Source organism: Kribbella ginsengisoli (genome assembly GCF_039537185.1).
Taxonomy (GTDB): Bacteria; Actinomycetota; Actinomycetes; order Propionibacteriales; family Kribbellaceae; genus Kribbella; species Kribbella koreensis.
In genome coordinates this window covers 238,237-254,384 of sequence record NZ_BAABAA010000013.1, presented here as the reverse complement: position 1 = coordinate 254,384, position 16,148 = coordinate 238,237, and the positions used below count along the sequence as shown (strand labels likewise).

The 16,148-nt window shown below is 68.1% G+C and carries 17 protein-coding genes and 1 riboswitch; of the genes, 8 read left to right on the top strand and 9 right to left on the bottom strand.

Annotated elements, in window-relative coordinates:
- Positions 1-68: 68 nt before the first annotated feature.
- The 5 genes from ABD768_RS34355 to ABD768_RS34335 are packed head-to-tail and all read right to left on the bottom strand — an operon-like array spanning position 69 to position 5,701.
- Entirely contained in the window at positions 69-431 is a 363-nt protein-coding gene (locus ABD768_RS34355; protein WP_344847768.1) for a hypothetical protein, read from the bottom strand.
- A complete protein-coding gene (locus ABD768_RS34350) occupies positions 428-1,882 on the bottom strand; it encodes an FGGY family carbohydrate kinase (protein ID WP_344847766.1) in 1,455 nt (484 codons plus the stop codon). The genes ABD768_RS34355 and ABD768_RS34350 overlap by 4 nt, the downstream gene beginning before the upstream one ends.
- Positions 1,869-3,266 carry an alpha,alpha-trehalose-phosphate synthase (UDP-forming) gene (locus tag ABD768_RS34345; RefSeq protein ID WP_343969253.1) on the bottom strand — a complete coding sequence of 466 codons (1,398 nt, stop codon included), beginning with the start codon at positions 3,264-3,266 and terminating at the stop codon, positions 1,869-1,871. The genes ABD768_RS34350 and ABD768_RS34345 overlap by 14 nt, the downstream gene beginning before the upstream one ends.
- 6 nt (positions 3,267-3,272) lie before the next feature.
- Positions 3,273-4,274, bottom strand: coding sequence for a Gfo/Idh/MocA family protein (locus ABD768_RS34340; RefSeq protein ID WP_344847764.1), 1,002 nt, complete (start codon positions 4,272-4,274; stop codon positions 3,273-3,275).
- Entirely contained in the window at positions 4,265-5,701 is a 1,437-nt protein-coding gene (locus ABD768_RS34335) for an amidase (protein ID WP_343969247.1), read from the bottom strand. The genes ABD768_RS34340 and ABD768_RS34335 overlap by 10 nt, the downstream gene beginning before the upstream one ends.
- A gap of 193 nt (positions 5,702-5,894) precedes the next feature.
- Here ABD768_RS34335 and ABD768_RS34330 point away from each other — a divergent pair, with 193 nt between their 5' ends.
- The 3 genes from ABD768_RS34330 to otsB are packed head-to-tail and all read left to right on the top strand — an operon-like array spanning position 5,895 to position 7,647.
- A complete protein-coding gene (locus ABD768_RS34330; protein WP_343969244.1) occupies positions 5,895-6,203 on the top strand; it encodes a DUF3263 domain-containing protein in 309 nt (102 codons plus the stop codon).
- A gap of 2 nt (positions 6,204-6,205) precedes the next feature.
- Entirely contained in the window at positions 6,206-6,817 is a 612-nt protein-coding gene (locus tag ABD768_RS34325; protein WP_343969241.1) for a LytR C-terminal domain-containing protein, read from the top strand.
- The gene (gene otsB / locus ABD768_RS34320; RefSeq protein ID WP_344847762.1) at positions 6,814-7,647 is read left to right on the top strand and encodes a trehalose-phosphatase; all 834 of its coding nucleotides are present in this window, start codon (positions 6,814-6,816) and stop codon (positions 7,645-7,647) included. The genes ABD768_RS34325 and otsB overlap by 4 nt, the downstream gene beginning before the upstream one ends.
- A gap of 46 nt (positions 7,648-7,693) precedes the next feature.
- On the opposite strand, the gene ABD768_RS34315 is transcribed toward otsB, so the two are convergent.
- Complete coding sequence (locus ABD768_RS34315; protein ID WP_343969237.1) at positions 7,694-8,191, bottom strand: FxLYD domain-containing protein; 498 nt, start codon at positions 8,189-8,191, stop codon at positions 7,694-7,696.
- Positions 8,192-8,318: 127 nt separating this feature from the next.
- Positions 8,319-8,768, bottom strand: coding sequence for a hypothetical protein (locus ABD768_RS34310; RefSeq protein ID WP_344847759.1), 450 nt, complete (start codon positions 8,766-8,768; stop codon positions 8,319-8,321).
- A gap of 115 nt (positions 8,769-8,883) precedes the next feature.
- On the opposite strand from ABD768_RS34310, the gene ABD768_RS34305 reads away from it, so the two are divergent.
- From ABD768_RS34305 to ABD768_RS34295, 3 genes are all read left to right on the top strand, one after another.
- Entirely contained in the window at positions 8,884-10,041 is a 1,158-nt protein-coding gene (locus tag ABD768_RS34305; RefSeq protein ID WP_344847757.1) for a Fic family protein, read from the top strand.
- A 29-nt stretch (positions 10,042-10,070) separates the two neighbouring features.
- A complete protein-coding gene (locus tag ABD768_RS34300; RefSeq protein ID WP_344847755.1) occupies positions 10,071-11,024 on the top strand; it encodes a DNA-3-methyladenine glycosylase family protein in 954 nt (317 codons plus the stop codon).
- 344 nt (positions 11,025-11,368) lie between these two features.
- Positions 11,369-12,616, top strand: a complete 1,248-nt coding sequence (locus ABD768_RS34295; protein ID WP_344847753.1) for a cation:proton antiporter — start codon at positions 11,369-11,371, stop codon at positions 12,614-12,616.
- Here ABD768_RS34295 and ABD768_RS34290 read toward each other — a convergent pair.
- Positions 12,539-13,351: a GntR family transcriptional regulator gene (locus tag ABD768_RS34290; protein WP_344847751.1), complete on the bottom strand. Its 813-nt coding sequence runs from the start codon at positions 13,349-13,351 to the stop codon at positions 12,539-12,541. The genes ABD768_RS34295 and ABD768_RS34290 overlap by 78 nt on opposite strands.
- Positions 13,352-13,364: 13 nt before the next feature.
- Complete coding sequence (locus ABD768_RS34285) at positions 13,365-14,222, bottom strand: glycoside hydrolase family 16 protein (RefSeq protein ID WP_344847749.1); 858 nt, start codon at positions 14,220-14,222, stop codon at positions 13,365-13,367.
- Positions 14,223-14,359: 137 nt separating this feature from the next.
- A riboswitch (SAM riboswitch) is annotated at positions 14,360-14,500 on the top strand.
- 14 nt (positions 14,501-14,514) lie between these two features.
- Here ABD768_RS34285 and thrC point away from each other — a divergent pair.
- The gene (gene thrC / locus ABD768_RS34280) at positions 14,515-15,783 is read left to right on the top strand and encodes a threonine synthase (RefSeq protein WP_343969220.1); all 1,269 of its coding nucleotides are present in this window, start codon (positions 14,515-14,517) and stop codon (positions 15,781-15,783) included.
- On the top strand, positions 15,780-16,055 hold the full coding sequence (locus tag ABD768_RS34275; RefSeq protein WP_343969217.1) for a ubiquitin-like small modifier protein 1: 276 nt from the start codon (positions 15,780-15,782) through the stop codon (positions 16,053-16,055). Before thrC ends, ABD768_RS34275 begins: the two co-directional genes overlap by 4 nt.
- The last annotated feature ends 93 nt before the right edge of the window (positions 16,056-16,148 follow it).

Below are 16,148 nucleotides of genomic sequence, written 5' to 3'. Positions count from 1 at the left end.
GCGTTTCGCAACGTACCGCGCGAGGAGGTCGCCCTGGGTGGTCGTTCGATTGCAGGAAGCTGCAATGGTCAGAGGTACTCGCGCAGGGCAGTGATCGGGTCGGGGGCGGCTAGTAGCTGGATGCCGCGGGGTAGCAGGATCAGGGGGCCGCTGTGGCGACGGGCTGCGACGCGGGTGCGCTCGTAGATCAGTTCGAGCTCGATCGAGACCGCGTCGTAGGCGTGGGTGTTGGCCTCGGTCCAGCGCGGTTTGCCGAACTCCTGCTTGAGCCACTTGGTGATCTTGCCGGAGGCGATCTCCCGGCCGAGATGGGCACCGGCGAAGATCACCACGAAGCTGCGCGCGGCGAGTTCGACGGCGTCGGTCGAGAGCATCTTGGCGATCTCGGCCTGGAGGGTGGCGAAGTACTCGGCGTTCCCGTCGGGGCTCACCAGTTGCTCGTCTCTGTGGAGGCTTGGACTGCAAGGGCGCGGAGAGTCTCGTAGCGGGGGCGTAAGGCCCTGACTCGCTCGACCTCGGCGGCGACCGGCTCCAGGTGTTCACCACCGGGTGAGGGCGTCAGGCCGAGGGCGACCGCGGCCGCGCCGCGGGCGCCGACCTCGGGTTCGGCGCAGACGTCGGTGGGACGGTCGAAGGTCGCGGTCAGGCAGCGCCGCCACCATGCCGATGCGTCGATGCCACCACCGCCCAGGACGACCTCGAGCGGGCGGCCGAAGAGGTCATCGAGCATCCGCAGGCCACGGTCGATCTCCAGCGAGGCGCCCTGCAGGGAGGCGGCGAGCAGATCGGCGGCGGAGTCGTCGAACGACAATCCGAAGTACACGCCGGAACCGCCCGGGACGGTGTCCGGCGGCCGGGTGCCGGCGTGGAACGGGATCGCGATCACGTTCGACGAGCCGATCTCCACGCCGGTGGGTTCGGGGGATTCGAGGTTCAGTACGCCGGTGAGCCAGGCATGCAGGTTTCCCGCGGCGGAGAAGGCCATCCCGGTCACCGCACGCTGATCGTCGACGCGGTATCGCCACAGTCCCCACGGCAACTCGGGTGCGTCCTCGATCGGGTGCACGACCCGCACCGCGGCCGAAGTACCGACTGTCACTGCTGCTGTGGACGCGTCGTAGCCGCCGCTGCCGACGTTGGAGGCGGCGCCATCGCCGGTCGGCGGGTGAATCGGTACGCCGACCAGCCCCGGCCACCGTCTCGCGTACACACTGGAAAGCGCCCCGGTCCACCCGGTCGGGACGATCGGCGGAAGCTGCTCGGCCTTCACGCCCGCGACGGCCAGCGCCTCGTCGTCGTACCCGCCGTCGGCGAGGTTGAGCGTCCCGGTGCCCGAGGCGACCGAGACCGAGGTGACGCGCTCGCCGGTGAGGCGCTCCAGGACGAGGTCGGGGAGACCGGCGAAGCCGGCCGGCGAGGTGATCGAGCGGAGCCACGGGATGCGGCGGGTCCAGTAGAGCCGGTGCAGCCACGCGCCGGTGCGGGCATGGAAGGCACGCTCGTCGAAGGAGCTGCCCAGGTCCAGGCCGACGGTCCGTGTGTCGACCCAGGGGATCACCGGGGTGAGCGCCGCGCCGTTGTTGTCCAGGGCAACGATCGAGTGCCACTGCGAGGACAGCACGATCGCGGTGATGTCGGCCAGATGCCCGTTCTGCTGCAACTCGTCGAGACAGCCGAGCAGCCCCTCGATGTAGTCGTGCAGGTCAAGCGTTGCCTCGCCCGCGGCGCCGTAGAGCGCGCCGATCTTGTGCCGGGCAAGGGCTCCCGGCACAGGTGAAGCATCAGCCGACAACACCAGAGCGCGGGTGGACGAGGTGCCGAGGTCCAGGGCGAGAATCCGGCCGCCGCCACTCCCACCCGCGTCGGCGTCAGTCCTCTGCATGTAGGGCCTTGAGGAACGACGCGGCCCAGACGTTGACGTCGTGGGCGGCCAGGTGTTTGCGCATCGCCTTCATCCGGCGGCCCAGCTGGCGGTCGTCGGTGTTCATGGCGTCGACGATGGTGTCCTTCATGCCGTTGATGTCGTGCGGGTTCACCAGGAACGCCTGGCGGAACTCGTCGGCAGCACCCGCGAATTCGCTCAGCACGAGCGATCCCGTGTCGTCGTAGCGGCAGGCGACGTACTCCTTGGCCACCAGGTTCATCCCGTCGCGCAGCGGCGTGACGACGGCGACGTCGGCGGCGCGGAAGAGGGCTGCCATCTCGGTGCGCGAGTACGACGTGTGCAGGTAGTTGATGGCCGGCGTCCCGATCCGGCCGTGCTCGCCGTTGATCCGGCCGACGAGCAGTTCGATCTCGTCGCGTAGTACCCGGTACTGCTCGACGCGCTCGCGTGACGGCGTCGCCACCTGGATGAAGACCGCGTCGTCGACCGACACCCGGCCCTCGTCGAGCAGCTCACCGAAGGCACGCAGCCGCTGCCGGATGCCCTTCGTGTAGTCGAGCCGGTCGACGCCGAGCAGGATGTGCGCCGGGTTGCCGACCTCCTTGCGCATCTCCGCGGCCCGCGCCTCGGTCTCCGGCTGCCGCGCCAGCTGCTCCAGCTCGCCGACGTCGATCGAGATCGGGAACGCCTTCGCCCGGACGACGCGATCGTCCGGCAGGTGAATCCGGTCGCCGCGCGTGCGCAGCCCCATCCGGTTGCGGGCCAGCCGGGCGAAGTTCGACGCCGCCCCCGGCCGCTGGAAGCCGACCAGGTCCGCGCCCATCAGCCCGTCGAGGATCTGCCGCCGCCACGGCATCTGCGCGAACAACTCGGTCGGCGGGAACGGGATGTGCAGGAAGAAGCCGATCCGTACGTCGGGACGCAACCGGCGCAGCATCGCCGGTACCAACTGCAGTTGGTAGTCGTGCACCCAGACCACCGCGTTGTCGTCGGCTGCCTCCGCGGCCGCCTCGGCGAACCGGCGGTTGACCGCGACGTACGACTCCCACCACTCCCGGTGGAACTCGGGCGGCACGATCACGTCGTGGTAGAGCGGCCAGAGCGTCGCGTTGGAGAAGCCTTCGTAGTACAGCTGGATGTCCTCGGCCGACAGGGTCACCGGGACGAGGTGCATGCCGCCCTCGTCGAACGGGTCCAGCTTCTCGTCCGCGCCCCCGGTCCAGCCGATCCAGGCGCCGTGGTGGCGCTGCATCACCGGGGCCAGGGCAGTCACCAGTCCACCGGGACTGCGCCGCCAGGCCGTCGTACCGTCGGGCATCTCGATCCGGTCGACTGGGAGCCGGTTGGCCACCACTACGAAGGAACTGCGTCCGCTCGGCATCAGTTGTTATCCACCCAGGTATTCGTCGTCGCCGGGGTAGCTGACCCCGATCTGTCTCCGTGTCTGGTCCAGCAGCTCGAGGATCTCGATCGTCGCGGCATGCGGAAGGGCCGGGCACTCGATCTGCCCGGCGCGCAGCGCACGCATCACTTCGGCTGCTTCATAGTGGTACCCAAGCCCATGCGCCGGTACGTCGACGCGCTCTTGTCCGGCCGCTGTACTGCGGATGTAGTACGGGGGATTGTGGAAGCGGCTGGGGAGCAGCAAGCTGCCCTCGGGACCGCTGACCGAGGCGGTGAAGGGGTGCTGCGACCGGAGCCCGCAGGTGATCGCGGCGACGGCGCCGGAGTCGTAGCGCCACGACATCGCCACATTGAGGTCGATGCCGTCGTCGTTGAGCGAGCCGACGGCCTTCAGCTCGTCGGGGTTGCCGAGTGCCATGTGGACGAAGGTCATCGGGTAGATGCCGCCGTCCATCAGCGAGCCGCCGCCGAGCGCGGGATCGAGCAGCCGGGCGGGCAGTTGCGGCTTGTGGAAACCGAAGTCGGCCAGCGCGTCCGTCGGCTCTCCGATGGTGCCCTTGGCGAGGTCGGTGAAGAACGCCTGGATGACGGGGTTGGTGCGCATCCACATCGCTTCGGCGAAAAGGGTGTTGTTCTCGTGGGCGACGGAAACGAGATCGCGGGCCTGCTTCGCGGTCAGGGTGACCGGCTTCTCGCACAGTACGGCGATCTCTGCCTGCAGGGCGGCCCGGGCGATCGCGTAGTGCTGCGGGTGCGGAGTACCGATGTAGAGCACGTCCACGTGGCCGTCGTCGATCAGCCGGCGCCAGTCGTCGTAGCGGTGCTCGATGCCGAACTCGTCGGCGAACTTGTTCGCGCTCTCCAAAGATCGGGAGCTGACGGCCGTCGCCACCGCCTCGTCGCCGAGAACGGCGAGGTCTTCGGTGAACGAGGTGGAGATGTTGCCAGTAGCAACGATTCCCCAGCGGACACGATCTACACCCATGGTTTGAACTCCGGGGTCGGGAACGGGCCGTGAGCCTTGATTCTCGCGGTTTCGAACGCGTGCGCCAAGCGAATGAGGGTGGCGTCACTGCGGCCGGTGCCGTGGAAGGTGATCCCGACCGGCAGGCCTTCGACCAGGCCGGAGGGCACCGCCAGCAGCGGGTAGCCCGCCAGGGCCGCATGTGAGGACGAGCTGCCGAGCACGTGGTCGCCGTTGATCAGGTCGATCGCCCAGGCCGGTGAGTACGACGGGGTGACCATCGCGTCGAGCTGGTTGTCGCGCAGCAGGTTGTCGATCCCGTCACGCCCGGCTCGGAGGCCGGACAACCGGGCTGCGACGTAGATGGCGGAGTCGAGGCCGTCGGTCTGTTCGGAACGCTCGAAGAGTTCCTGGCCGAAGTACCGCAGCTCCGTGTCCGCGTTCGCCTTGTTGAAGGCGATGATGTCGGCGAGGGTGCGCGGGCCGCCCGGGTGACGAGTGGCGAGATAAGCGGCGAGGTCGACCTTCATCTCGTACGAGAGGATCGCGAGCTGGTCCTCCTCACTGCCCGGCGACGGCAGCGACAGCCGGTCGATGATCGTGGCACCGGCCGCTGACAACAGTGTCAGCGCCTGCTCGGTGATCTGGTCGAGGCTGTTCGAGTACCCCCACAAAGGCCCGCGCGGTACTCCGATGCGAACGCCGGTGAGATCGTCGCCTTGGCAGCTGGCCTCGAAGTCGATGCCGCCGCCGCTCATCACGGTCAGCAGCGCGGCCGCCTGGCGGACTGTCCTGGTCATCGGGCCGGCCGTGTCCTGCGAGTGGCTGAGCGGGACGATGCCCTGCTGCGGGATCAGCCCGACGGTCGGTTTGAGGCCGACGATGCCGTTCAGGGCTGCCGGGCAGACGATCGAGCCGTTGGTCTCGGTACCGATCGCGAGGTCGGCCAGTCCGGCGGCGACTGCTGCGCCGGAGCCGCTGGAGGAGCCGCCCGCCGAGCGGTTCAGGGCATATGGGTTGCGGGTCAGGCCGCCGTACGCGCTCCAGCCGGATGAGGAGGCGGCGCCGCGGAAGTTGGCCCACTCGCTCAGGTTGGTCTTGCCGAGGATGATGCAGCCGGCCTCGCGCAGGCGGCGGACCAGCGGGGCGTCGTACGGGGGAGGTGGCTGGTCGGCCAGCGCCAGTGAGCCCGCCGTGGTGGGGAGGTCGGCGGTGTCGATGTTGTCCTTGACCAGGACGGGCAGGCCGTGGAGAGGGCCACGGGCTCGGCCGTCGTCACGCTCCGTGTCCAGTCGGACGGCTTCGGTCAGGGCGGCTGGGTTGGGGGTGCAGACGGCGTTCACGAGCGGGTTCAGCTCGGAGTACCGCAACTGCAGCTCCTCGACCGTCGCGACGGCGGTTCGCGGACCGGGCGACACGTCGCCGGGGCCCTGTCGAGTTGAGCTCACACCGTCGATCCTGCCAGAGTTGACCCCGCCCGGCCGTCCGCTTGGGTGCGCCTTGGACAACCTGCCGCGACATACCCGACAAGCTGCCGCGACACACACTCTGTAGTTGACGCGGTGAATGACATGCCTGTCGTTCTCCGCGTAGGGTGGAGCGCGGACGGACGATCACCGACCGCACGGGAGTCACCAGCAGATGGACAGCGCCAACGCCAGCACCTCCGGCCCCGCCGAGGCGGGCCAGCCGGCCGTCGCTGGGTTGTCCGACCGGGACGGTGCCATCCTCGGCTTCGAGCGGCACTGGTGGAAGTACGCCGGTGCCAAGGAGCAGGCGATCCGGGACCAGTTCCAGATGTCGGCGACCCGGTACTACCAGGTGCTGAACGCCCTGATCGACCGGCCCGAGGCCCTCGCGCACGACCCGCTGCTGGTCAAGCGGCTGCGCCGGCTGCGGGCCGCTCGCCAACGGGCCCGATCAGCCCGGCGTCTGGGTATCGAGGTCTGAGTTTGAACCGCCGTCAGCGCGACGACAAGGGCCAGGTCCTCTCGTCTCTGGTCGCCGTGCTCGCCGTCGTCGCGATCGTCGGTGGGTTGCTGGTGCTGTTCGGCACCCGGGGCAACGACTCCGTCGCCGACTCCGGGAAGCCGGCCGCGGACAAGACCTCCCCGAAGACCACCCCCAGGCCGTCGGCGCCGTCGGCGCCTTTGTCGAAGCCGACCGTGCCGCCGTCCGCGCCGGTCTCCTCCGAGCCGCCGTCGGTACCGCCGTCCTCGGCGCCTACGTCGGCTCCGGTTTCGCAGCCGGCCTCGGTACCGCCGAGCGCTCCGGCATCGATCCCAGTGACCGAGCGGCCGGCCGTCGAGATCTACAACAACACCCCGCGCAAGGGGCTGGCCGAAGACGTCTCGGTCCGGGCCCGGCAGACCGGCTGGATCGTCACCGGCAAGGACAACTGGCACGGCAAGATCGTCGCCAGCACGGTCTACTTCCCGGCCGGTATGCAGGCCGAGGCGAGCCAGCTCGCCCGCGACCTCGGCATCAGCCGGACCAAGGACGCCCTCGACAACATGAAGAAGGATCGACTCACGGTCATCCTCACCTCGGACTACGCAGGATGAGTACTCCCGTACTGGCGACTGCAGCCGGGCGGGAGGGCTGGGAAGCGATCGTCGCGGATCCGGCCGGGGCGGTCATCGCCTCGGACTTCGACGGCACTCTGTCGCCGTTGGTGGAGGACCCGTCGATGTCGCGGGCAGCCGATGGGGCACTCGACGCGCTGGCCCGGCTGGCTCGGTCGGTGGGGCAGGTGGCCATCGTGACTGGGCGGCCGGCGTTGGTGGCTACGGAGCTGTCTGGGGTTACTGGGCATCCGGGGTTGGGGCGTCTCGTAGTACTGGGCCACTACGGGCTTGAGCGGTGGGAGGCGTCCACTGGTGCCGTCACCAGCGACCCGGTGCCACCTGGTGTCGAGATAGCGCGGGAGAAGCTCCCTGCGCTCTTGGCCAGCGTCGGCTACCCGGATGCCTTCGTGGAAGACAAGGGCAGCTCACTAGCAGTCCACACCCGCCGGCTAGCGGACCCGTTGCCCGCCCTGGAAGTCCTACGCCAGCCCCTGACCGACCTGGCCGAGTCGGTAGACCTCCGCCTGGAGCCAGGCAACCTGGTACTAGAGCTCCGGCCGCCCGGCATCGACAAGGGCGTGGCCCTGCGCCGCCTGATCGACTCCACCAACGCCCGCTCGGTCCTCTACGCCGGCGACGACCTAGGCGACCTAGCAGCCTTCGAAGCCCTCAACACCCTCCGCAGCGACGGCCTCCACTGCGTACTGGTAGCCACCCGCTCCTCCGGCGCCACCGCCCTCACCGACGCCGCCGACATCGTCGTGGACGACCCCTCCGGCGTAGTCACCGTCCTCACCGCTCTATCGGACGCGATCGCCACTCGCTGACCGGCAAGAAGGCCCGGGTGACGGGCCCTCCTGCCTTGTCCGTCAGCTAGAACGTCGCCTCGGCGGTGATCTTCGTGTACTTGCCGAACTTGCCGTCCGGGATGCAGTTCAGCACCTGGGTCTGCCCCGGCTCCAGATCCGCCGAGTTGCAGCCGACGTTGCCGAGCACCTCACCGGTCGCGGTGAGGAACTTCAGATGAAGGAACGCGGACGAGGTCGCCTTGCTGGTGTTCTTGACCTTGCCGGTCACCGTGAACATCCCGCTCTCGTTCTTGACCGTCCAGCCGGCCAGCGTCTCGTGCTTGCCCAGCGTGAACGCCGTACCGACGGTCACCGGCCGTGGTGCGTTCTTCGAGGCGTCCTCGTCGATGCTCTTGGACACGCTGTTGCCGACCGAGCCGACGATGGCGAAACAGCCGCCGACGCCCAGCAGGAAGAGAACCCCGATGACGATGAAGACGTTCCGGGCGGTGTGCTTCTTCTTCGGCGGCTGCATCTGCGGCTGATACTGGACATGCGGCTGCTGCGGTACCTGCTGTGACATGTGCCCCCCTCGGGCGGATGTGTTGCGTCGAACCTGACGCGAACACTGGCCCTCGATGTCACGGTGCGTCTATGTTCGGCCCCTGATCGGCCCACATTGATCTACGATCCGTTACCTCCGCGCCGGATCAGCTCCGCCGGAAGGTCTGGCTCAGGATCTGGCCGAGTGGTCTGACCGGCTTCTCGTCGTAGTTGCCGTCCTTGAGACTGGCCAGCCGTTCGAACGGATTACGCGACGCCGGACACCCGGTCCGCAGGAACGACCAGACGACCCCCAGCACGTACAACGGCAACATCGGCAGGCCGAAGAGGCAGAAGTACTGCCACGAATGCCGCTCCTCATGCCTGACCAGAACCGGCCGCGCCTCGAAGTACGCCCGATCATGCTTGGTCAGAATCATGTTCCCGATCGTGAACGCACCGGCCACCGGAAACTTCAGCTTGTACCCAGTCGCATAGAACAACCCCCGAGGCCCCCGACTGAACCTCGCCCGCCCGATCAGCCCGACGACCACCCCCGCGACCGTCGACAAATTGACCGTGTTCCACACCAGCTTCAGCACCTGCCACCTGGTCATCGCCCTCACCTCCAGATTCAGTATCAACTGCCTCCATGCCCGATGTCCTAATGTCTCAATTCTTAGGACATCGGGGTGATAGGGTTGTCCTAAGAATTGAGACATTAGGACAGGGATGACGATCTACAGCACTCCGGATCCGGACTCCGAGGACCAGCAGGTCCTCGGGGAGATCCATGCGTTCCGCTCCGACCTCGCCGACGTGATGCGGGTGCCGCGTCGCTGGGCCGGCGGGCTTCGGCGGAGCATGCTGGCGCGGGCGATTCAGGGGTCGAACAGCATCGAGGGGTACGAGGTGCGGATTGATGATGCTGCGGCCGCGCTCGATGATGAGGAGGCTCTGAGCGCCGACGAGCAGACGTTCGCCGAGATCCGGGGGTATCGGCAGGCGCTGGGGTATGTGCTGGCGATGGCAGGCGACGGCGACTTCCGGCTGGACGCGGCCGCCGTCCGGGCGATGCACTTCATGATGCTGAGCCACGATCTGTCCAAGAGTCCGGGCAGCTATCGGCAGGGCGTGATCTACGTCCACGACGAGAAGACCGGAGAGAACGTTTACGAAGGGCCTGCGGCAGAAGAGGTGCCTGCGCTCGTTGCGGAGTTGATGAACGAGCTGACAGCCGACGGCGACACCGACACTCTGGTCAGGGCGGCGATGGCTCATCTGAACCTGGTCATGATCCACCCGTTCCGCGACGGGAACGGCAGGATGGCGAGGGCGCTGCAGACGTTGGTCCTGTCGCAGTGCGGTATCGGTGAGCCCGCCTTCTCGAGTATCGAGGAGTGGTTGGGCAGCAACACCGAGGACTACTACCGGGTGCTCGGTCTCACCGGCGACGGTGGTTGGCATCCGGAACGGTCTGCGGCCTTGTGGGTCAAGTTCAATCTGCGCGCTCACCACATTCAGGCGCAGACGGTCGCCCGGCGGAATCACGAGGCCGGTGAGCTCTGGCGGGCCTTCGACGAACTGGCCGAGCAGTTCAAACTGCCTGAACGCGTGGCGGACGAGCTGTTCGACGCAAGCCTGGGGTTCCGCATCCGCCGGTCGACGTACGTCCGCCGGGCCGGGATCGAGCAACGGACGGCGACCCGGGATCTGACCAGGCTGACCGAGTTGGGGCTGCTGCAGCCAGTCGGCGAGACCAAGGGCAGGCATTACGTGATGGGGGAGCTGCTCGCCGTAGTACGGCAGGACGCGCTCGCCAGTCGGAGACCGGTGGTCGATCCGTATCCGTGGATGCGGGAGCGGCTGATAGCTGGTATTGCGCACTAGCTGTCGGTGGGGTGGGCAACACTGGGGGCGTGACTTCGGTGGTGCGGCGGTGGCGGGCTGGGCGGGTGGTGGATCCGCATGTGGTGATTGGGGGGTTGCGGAAGGGGCCGGGGGATCCTGCTTATGTGTTCGAGGCGGGGCGGCGGACTGTTTGGCGGGCCACCCGGACGCCGGAGGGCGCGGTGTTGATCAGGCTTACGCCGTACTCCGGGGTGGGAGAGGTCGAGGCTGAGGCGTGGGGGCCGGGGGCCGCGTGGGCGTTGGATGGGGTGCCGGAGCTGTTGGGGGAGGCCGATAGCTGGGAAGGGTTCGAGCCGTTGGCGGAGCATCCGGCGCTGGTGGATGCGGCTCGGCGGTTTGCGGACTTCCGGGTGCCGCGGACTCGGGCTGTGTTCGAGGCGATGGCGGCGGCTGGGATCGAGCAGGTGGTGACTGGCAAGGAGGCATTCGCCGGGTGGCGGATGTTGCTGCGGGAGTACGGGGAGCCCGCGCCCGGGCCGGGGTCGCCGGACGGGCGGAAGATGATGGTGCCGCCGTCGCCCGAGGAGTGGCGGATGATCCCGTCCTGGCAGTGGCTGCGCGCCGGCGTCGAGGGCCGCCGGTCGCGGGTGGTGATCACCGCGGCGACACGAGCGGCCGCGCTGGAGCGGACGCTGGAGCTGACCGACGGCGCCGAGATCGAGCGCCGCCTGCGCTCATTGCCCGGCGTCGGTGTCTGGACGGCCGCCGAGGTCCGCCAACGCGCCCACGGAGATGCCGACGCCTTCTCCTTCGCCGACTACCACGTCTCCCGAGACGTCTCCTACGCCCTGACCGGCGAGGAGCTGGATGACGAAGCCTGCGCTGAACTAATCGAGCCCTACCGAGGCCACCGCTACCGAGTCCAAGCCCTCCTGAGCCTGGCCGGCCATCACCACCCCCGCTACGGCCCCCGCAAATCCCTCCCCACCCACACCCCCGGCGCCACCCACCGCCTCCGCTAACCCACCCACCGCTCACATCCCCAACCTCGTGGCGCTAGGCGCCACCTCGGGGATCGCCTGGCGGTGGCGCCTCGCCTATGCCCTTCGCCTGCGCCGCGCTCTCAGCCTGTGCTGCGCCTGCGCCTGAGCCCTGCGCCCTGCGCCTGCGCCGCTCCGCGCCCCCGGCCTCGTGGCGCTGGGCGCCACCTCGGCACCTCTGGACTGGTGGCGCGCCCCACCCGCGCCGCCTCGCCCTGGGTCCTGCGCGCTGTGCCCCGCCCCGTGCTGCGCGGCACGACCGCGCTGGGCTCTTGGCCTGCGCGGTGCGGTTCCGTAGTGGTTGGGTTGGGCACTGGGTGCGCAATATGGAGATTGATGGGGATGGGCTGTACCTGGTGGCAGGTGTGGCGTTGTTGGTGGGGGCTGTGTTGCCGCGGCTCTTACGGCGGTATGCCATCTCGGCGCCGATTGCGTTTGTGGGGGCTGGGCTGCTTCTTGGGGTGTTTGTTGAGCGGGGGCGGGTCAACCCGGTCAGGGAGTCGGGGGTTACTGAGCATCTGGCTGAGTTGACGATTCTGGTCGCCTTGATGGGGGTGGGGCTGGCTATTGATCGGCCGATTGGGTGGAAGCGGTGGGCGGTGACTTGGCGGTTGTTGCTGGTTGCTATGCCGGCTTGTATCGCCGCAGTGGCCGGCGTGGGGTGGCTGGTTGGGTTGGCGCCGGCTACGGCTTTGCTGTTGGGGGCGGTGCTGGCTCCTACCGATCCGGTGCTCGCGTCGGACGTACAGGTGCAGGGGCCTTCGACCGGGGAGGGGGCTGAGCCTGAGGAGGATGACGAGGTGCGGTTTGCGCTTACCTCGGAGGCTGGGCTCAATGATGGGCTGGCGTTTCCGTTCATCTACGCCGCGGTGTTCGCGGCGACGAAGGGAGCGGTCGGGGGCTGGGCGCTGGAATGGTTCGCCTGGGATCTGATCGGCAAGACCTTGATCGGTGTGGCGGTCGGGGCGGGGGCTGGTTGGCTGCTCGGGAAGATGGCGTTCGAGGCGCCGTCGCGCACGTTCCGGCTGGCCGATTCGCGCGAACCAGTGCTGGCGTTGGCGATGACGCTCGGCGTCTACGGGCTCGCCCAGGTACTGCACGGCTACGGATTCATCGCCGTCTTCATCGCCGCCCTGACGCTCAGGGCTTCCGAGCGCAGCCACGACTTCCATGAGGACCTGCACGGGTTCATCGAGCAGCTGGAACACATCCTCACCTGGGGGATCCTCCTGTTGCTCGGCGTAGCGATCACCGGCGGCCTGCTCAAGCCACTGACCTGGGCCGGCGCAGCGATCGGCCTGCTCCTCGTGCTGGTACTACGGCCGCTCACCGCCTGGCTGTCCCTGGCCCGTACGCCGATGCGCCGGTCCGAACGCTGGGTCGCGGCAGCGTTCGGCGTACGAGGCGTCGGGTCGGTGTTCTACCTGGCCTATGCCGGCAAGGACTTCAGCACCGACCTACCGTGGCTCTGGGCCACTGTCGGCTTCACCGTCGTACTAAGCGTCGTGGTCCACGGTGTCGCCGCCACCCCACTCATGCGCATGCTCGACCTCCGCCGCGACCGAGCCACCTGAGCCTGAGCCGCCTGAGCCTGGGCTGAGCGACAGCTGGGTAGTCACCCGGTACCGATCACTGCGATACACAGCCCGGGTGAACTCAAAAACCCGCCCATGCTGATCCCGCGCCACCCGCTCGAGCACCAGCACCGGCGCCCCCTCGGCCACCCCGAGCAGCGCCGCCTCAGCAGCGGAAGCCGCCGCAGCCTCATGCACCTGCTCGGCATCAGTCGGTACTACGCCGTACCGGTCCCGCAGCAACCCATAAAACGACCCACTCTCCAGCGCGCCGAGGTCGATCCCCGGGACCAGGGAGTCGAGCACATGAATCGTCTCCACCGAGATCGCCTCGCCATCCACGAACCGCTGGCGGGAGATACGTAGTACCGGCGTACCGGACGTAACCCGCAGCCGGCTGCCGAGTGTCATGCCGGCCGGGATGACCGCATGGTCGAGCACCCGACTCGTCCAGGTCCCCGGAGCCAACGGATAGGCGGCCCCACGCGAGGTGGGGCCGCCCACGATCTCCTGCACGATCTTGGGACTGCCGACGAACATGCCACGCCCGTGTTCGCGAACCAGCCAGCCATCCCGGATCAGGTCGTCGACGACCGCCCGAAGAGTCGGCCGCGAGATCCCGAGCTCAGTGGACAACTGACGCTCCGACGGGATCGCCTGACCAACGGCCCGCGCTTCGATCAGGCCGATCAGGTATTCACGAGCGCGATCGCGCTTCCGCAAGCTAGCTGTCACAAGACCCAGAACGCTAGCTGTAGACGCGCACGTAGTCGACCAGCATCTTGGCCGGGAACGGTGTCGTGGAGTCCGGCGGGCCTGGCCATACCCCACCGACGGCCAGGTTGAGCAGTAGGTAGAACTCGTGGTCGAAGACCCACTTCTTGCCGGGCGGGAGGTTGGCGGGGGTGATCCGCAGGTACTGCCGTCCGTCGACCTTCCAGATGACCTCACCAGGTGACCAGTCGACGCTGTAGACGTGGAACGCGTCGGACCACTTCTGCCCAGCAGGCAACGAGGTCTGGCCGCCTGGACCGTTCTCCGAGTGGTACCCCGGTCCGTGCACGGTGCCGTAGAGCGTGCCGGGCTCCTTGCCGATGATCTCCATGATGTCGATCTCGCCGTTGCCCGGCCAGTCGACCTCGTCGATGTCGCTGCCCATCATCCAGAACGCCGGCCACAGGCCCTGCCCGGCCGGCGTCTTGATCCGGGCCTCGAACCGCCCGTACGCCTGGGCGAACTTGTCCTTGGTGGTGATCCGCGCGGAGGTGATGTCACACGGCCCGAACTGGCAGTTCTCCATCCCGGCCAGCCGCTCCCGGCGGGCGCTGATGACGAGGTTGCCGGCGCCGTCGGTGGACGCGTTCTCGCGGCGGTTCGTGTAGTACTGCCACTCCTCGTTGCCCCAGTTGGGCTCGCCGCCGAGCTCGAAGTTCCAGCGCGCGGCGCTCGGCTTCGTACCGGCTGCTTGGTTGAACTCGTCCTGCCAGCTGATCGCCAGCGCACGGACGTACTCGGGCTTCTGCTGGGCCGCGGCGGACGCGCTGGTCAGTGTTGCCGAGGCGACGACGGCAGCGATCAACGCGGCCGTGGGGCGGGCTCGTCTCATGACACCTCCTGGGGTGTGGTCGGGCATGCCACGATGCCACACTGGTCAAGAAGTGGTCAAATATAGGGATGAGATCGGCTGTCTCGCATGGTGGGAACGGAAGACACAATATGGACCCGATTGGGTAATCTCGGCAGTGCTCATCCAGAGGGACTGAGGGAAACGGCCCGTTGAAGTCCCGGCAACCCTCCCCGTTCTGCGCACTCGATCCGAGGCGCCGGCGGCGGAACGGTGCCAAATCCGTCCTGTACCGAGATCCGGCGCAGGGAAGATGAGGAGGGAAAACTCCGTCATGAGCCTGAGTACCGCCGCCACCACCCACACCATCCGTGAAGGTGCCTTCGGCAACGGAACCCATCTGAGCTGTCGCGCGTGCGGCGCCAAATCCGAACTCGGCCCGTTCTACGCCTGTATGGAGTGCTTCGGTCCGCTGGAGGTCGGGTACGAGTTCCCGACCATCACGCGTGAGCAGATCGAAGCCGGACCCAAGAACATCTGGCGGTACCAGCCGCTGCTGCCCGTCCCGGTCGACGTGGCCAGCTTCCCGAACACCGAGCCCGGCTACACCCGGCTGATCGACGCCGGCAACCTCGCCCGCGAGCTCGGTCTGCGCAAGCTCTGGGTGAAGGACGACTCGGGCAACCCGACGCACTCGTTCAAGGACCGGGTCGTGGCCTCCGCCCTGAGCGCCACGCGTGAGCTGGGCATGAAGGTCTTCGCCTGCCCCTCCACCGGCAACCTGGCCAACGCCGTCGCGGCGGCCGCCGCCCGGGCCGGCATCCGCTCGGTCGTGTTCATCCCGCAGGACCTCGAGCGCCCCAAGATCATCACCACGGCCGTGTACGGCGGCACGCTGGTGGCCGTCGAGGGCAACTACGACGACGTGAACAAGCTCGCCTCCGAGATCGCCGGTGAGGAAGAGGGCTGGGCGTTCGTGAACGTCAACGTCCGCCCGTACTACTCCGAGGGCTCCAAGACGCTGGCCTTCGAGATCGCCGAGCAGCTCGGCTGGCGGATCCCGCAGCAGGTGGTGATCCCGGTCGCGTCCGGTTCGCAGCTGACCAAGATCGACAAGGGCTTCACCGAGCTCGGCAAGCTGGGCCTGGTCGACGCGACCGACTACAAGATCTACGGCGCCCAGGCGACCGGGTGCTCGCCCGTCGCGCAGGCGTTCCGCGACGGTCATGACGTGGTGAAGCCGGTCAAGCCGGACACGATCGCGAAGTCGCTGGCGATCGGCAACCCGGCCGACGGACCGTACGTGCTCGACGTGGCCCGGCGTACCGGCGGGGTGATCGAGGACGTCAGCGACGAAGAGGTCATCGAAGGCATCCAGCTGCTCGCCCGGACCGAGGGCATCTTCACCGAGACCGCGGGCGGGGTGACCGTCGCGACGCTGAAGAAGCTGATCGAGACGGGGCAGCTCGACCCCGACGCCGAGACCGTCATCATCAACTCCGGCGACGGGCTCAAGACGCTCGACGCCGTGGCCGACCGGGTCGGCCCGAAGGTCACCATCCCCGCGTCGTACGACGCCTTCGTGAAGGCTGGTCTGCAGTGAGTGTGAGCGTCCGAGTCCCGACCATCCTGCGCCCCTACACCCAGGGCGCCTCCGAGGTCTCCGTCGAGGGGGCGACGCTGAGCGAGGTGCTGGAGTCGCTCGACACGTCGTACCCGGGGATCAAGGGCCGGGTGCTCGACGAGTCCGGTGAGCTGCGCCGGTTCGTCAACATCTACGTCGACAACGACGACGTCCGCTTCTCCGAGGGCCTCCAGACGGCCATCAAGGACGGCGGCCAGGTCTCGATCATCCCCGCCGTCGCCGGCGGCTGACCCCGCCCCACCATCTGAGGGGTTAACCCCTCAGTTGGTGGGTTGCCTAGCGAGAATCTGCGCAGGCAACCCACCACCTCGGGGGTTGACCCC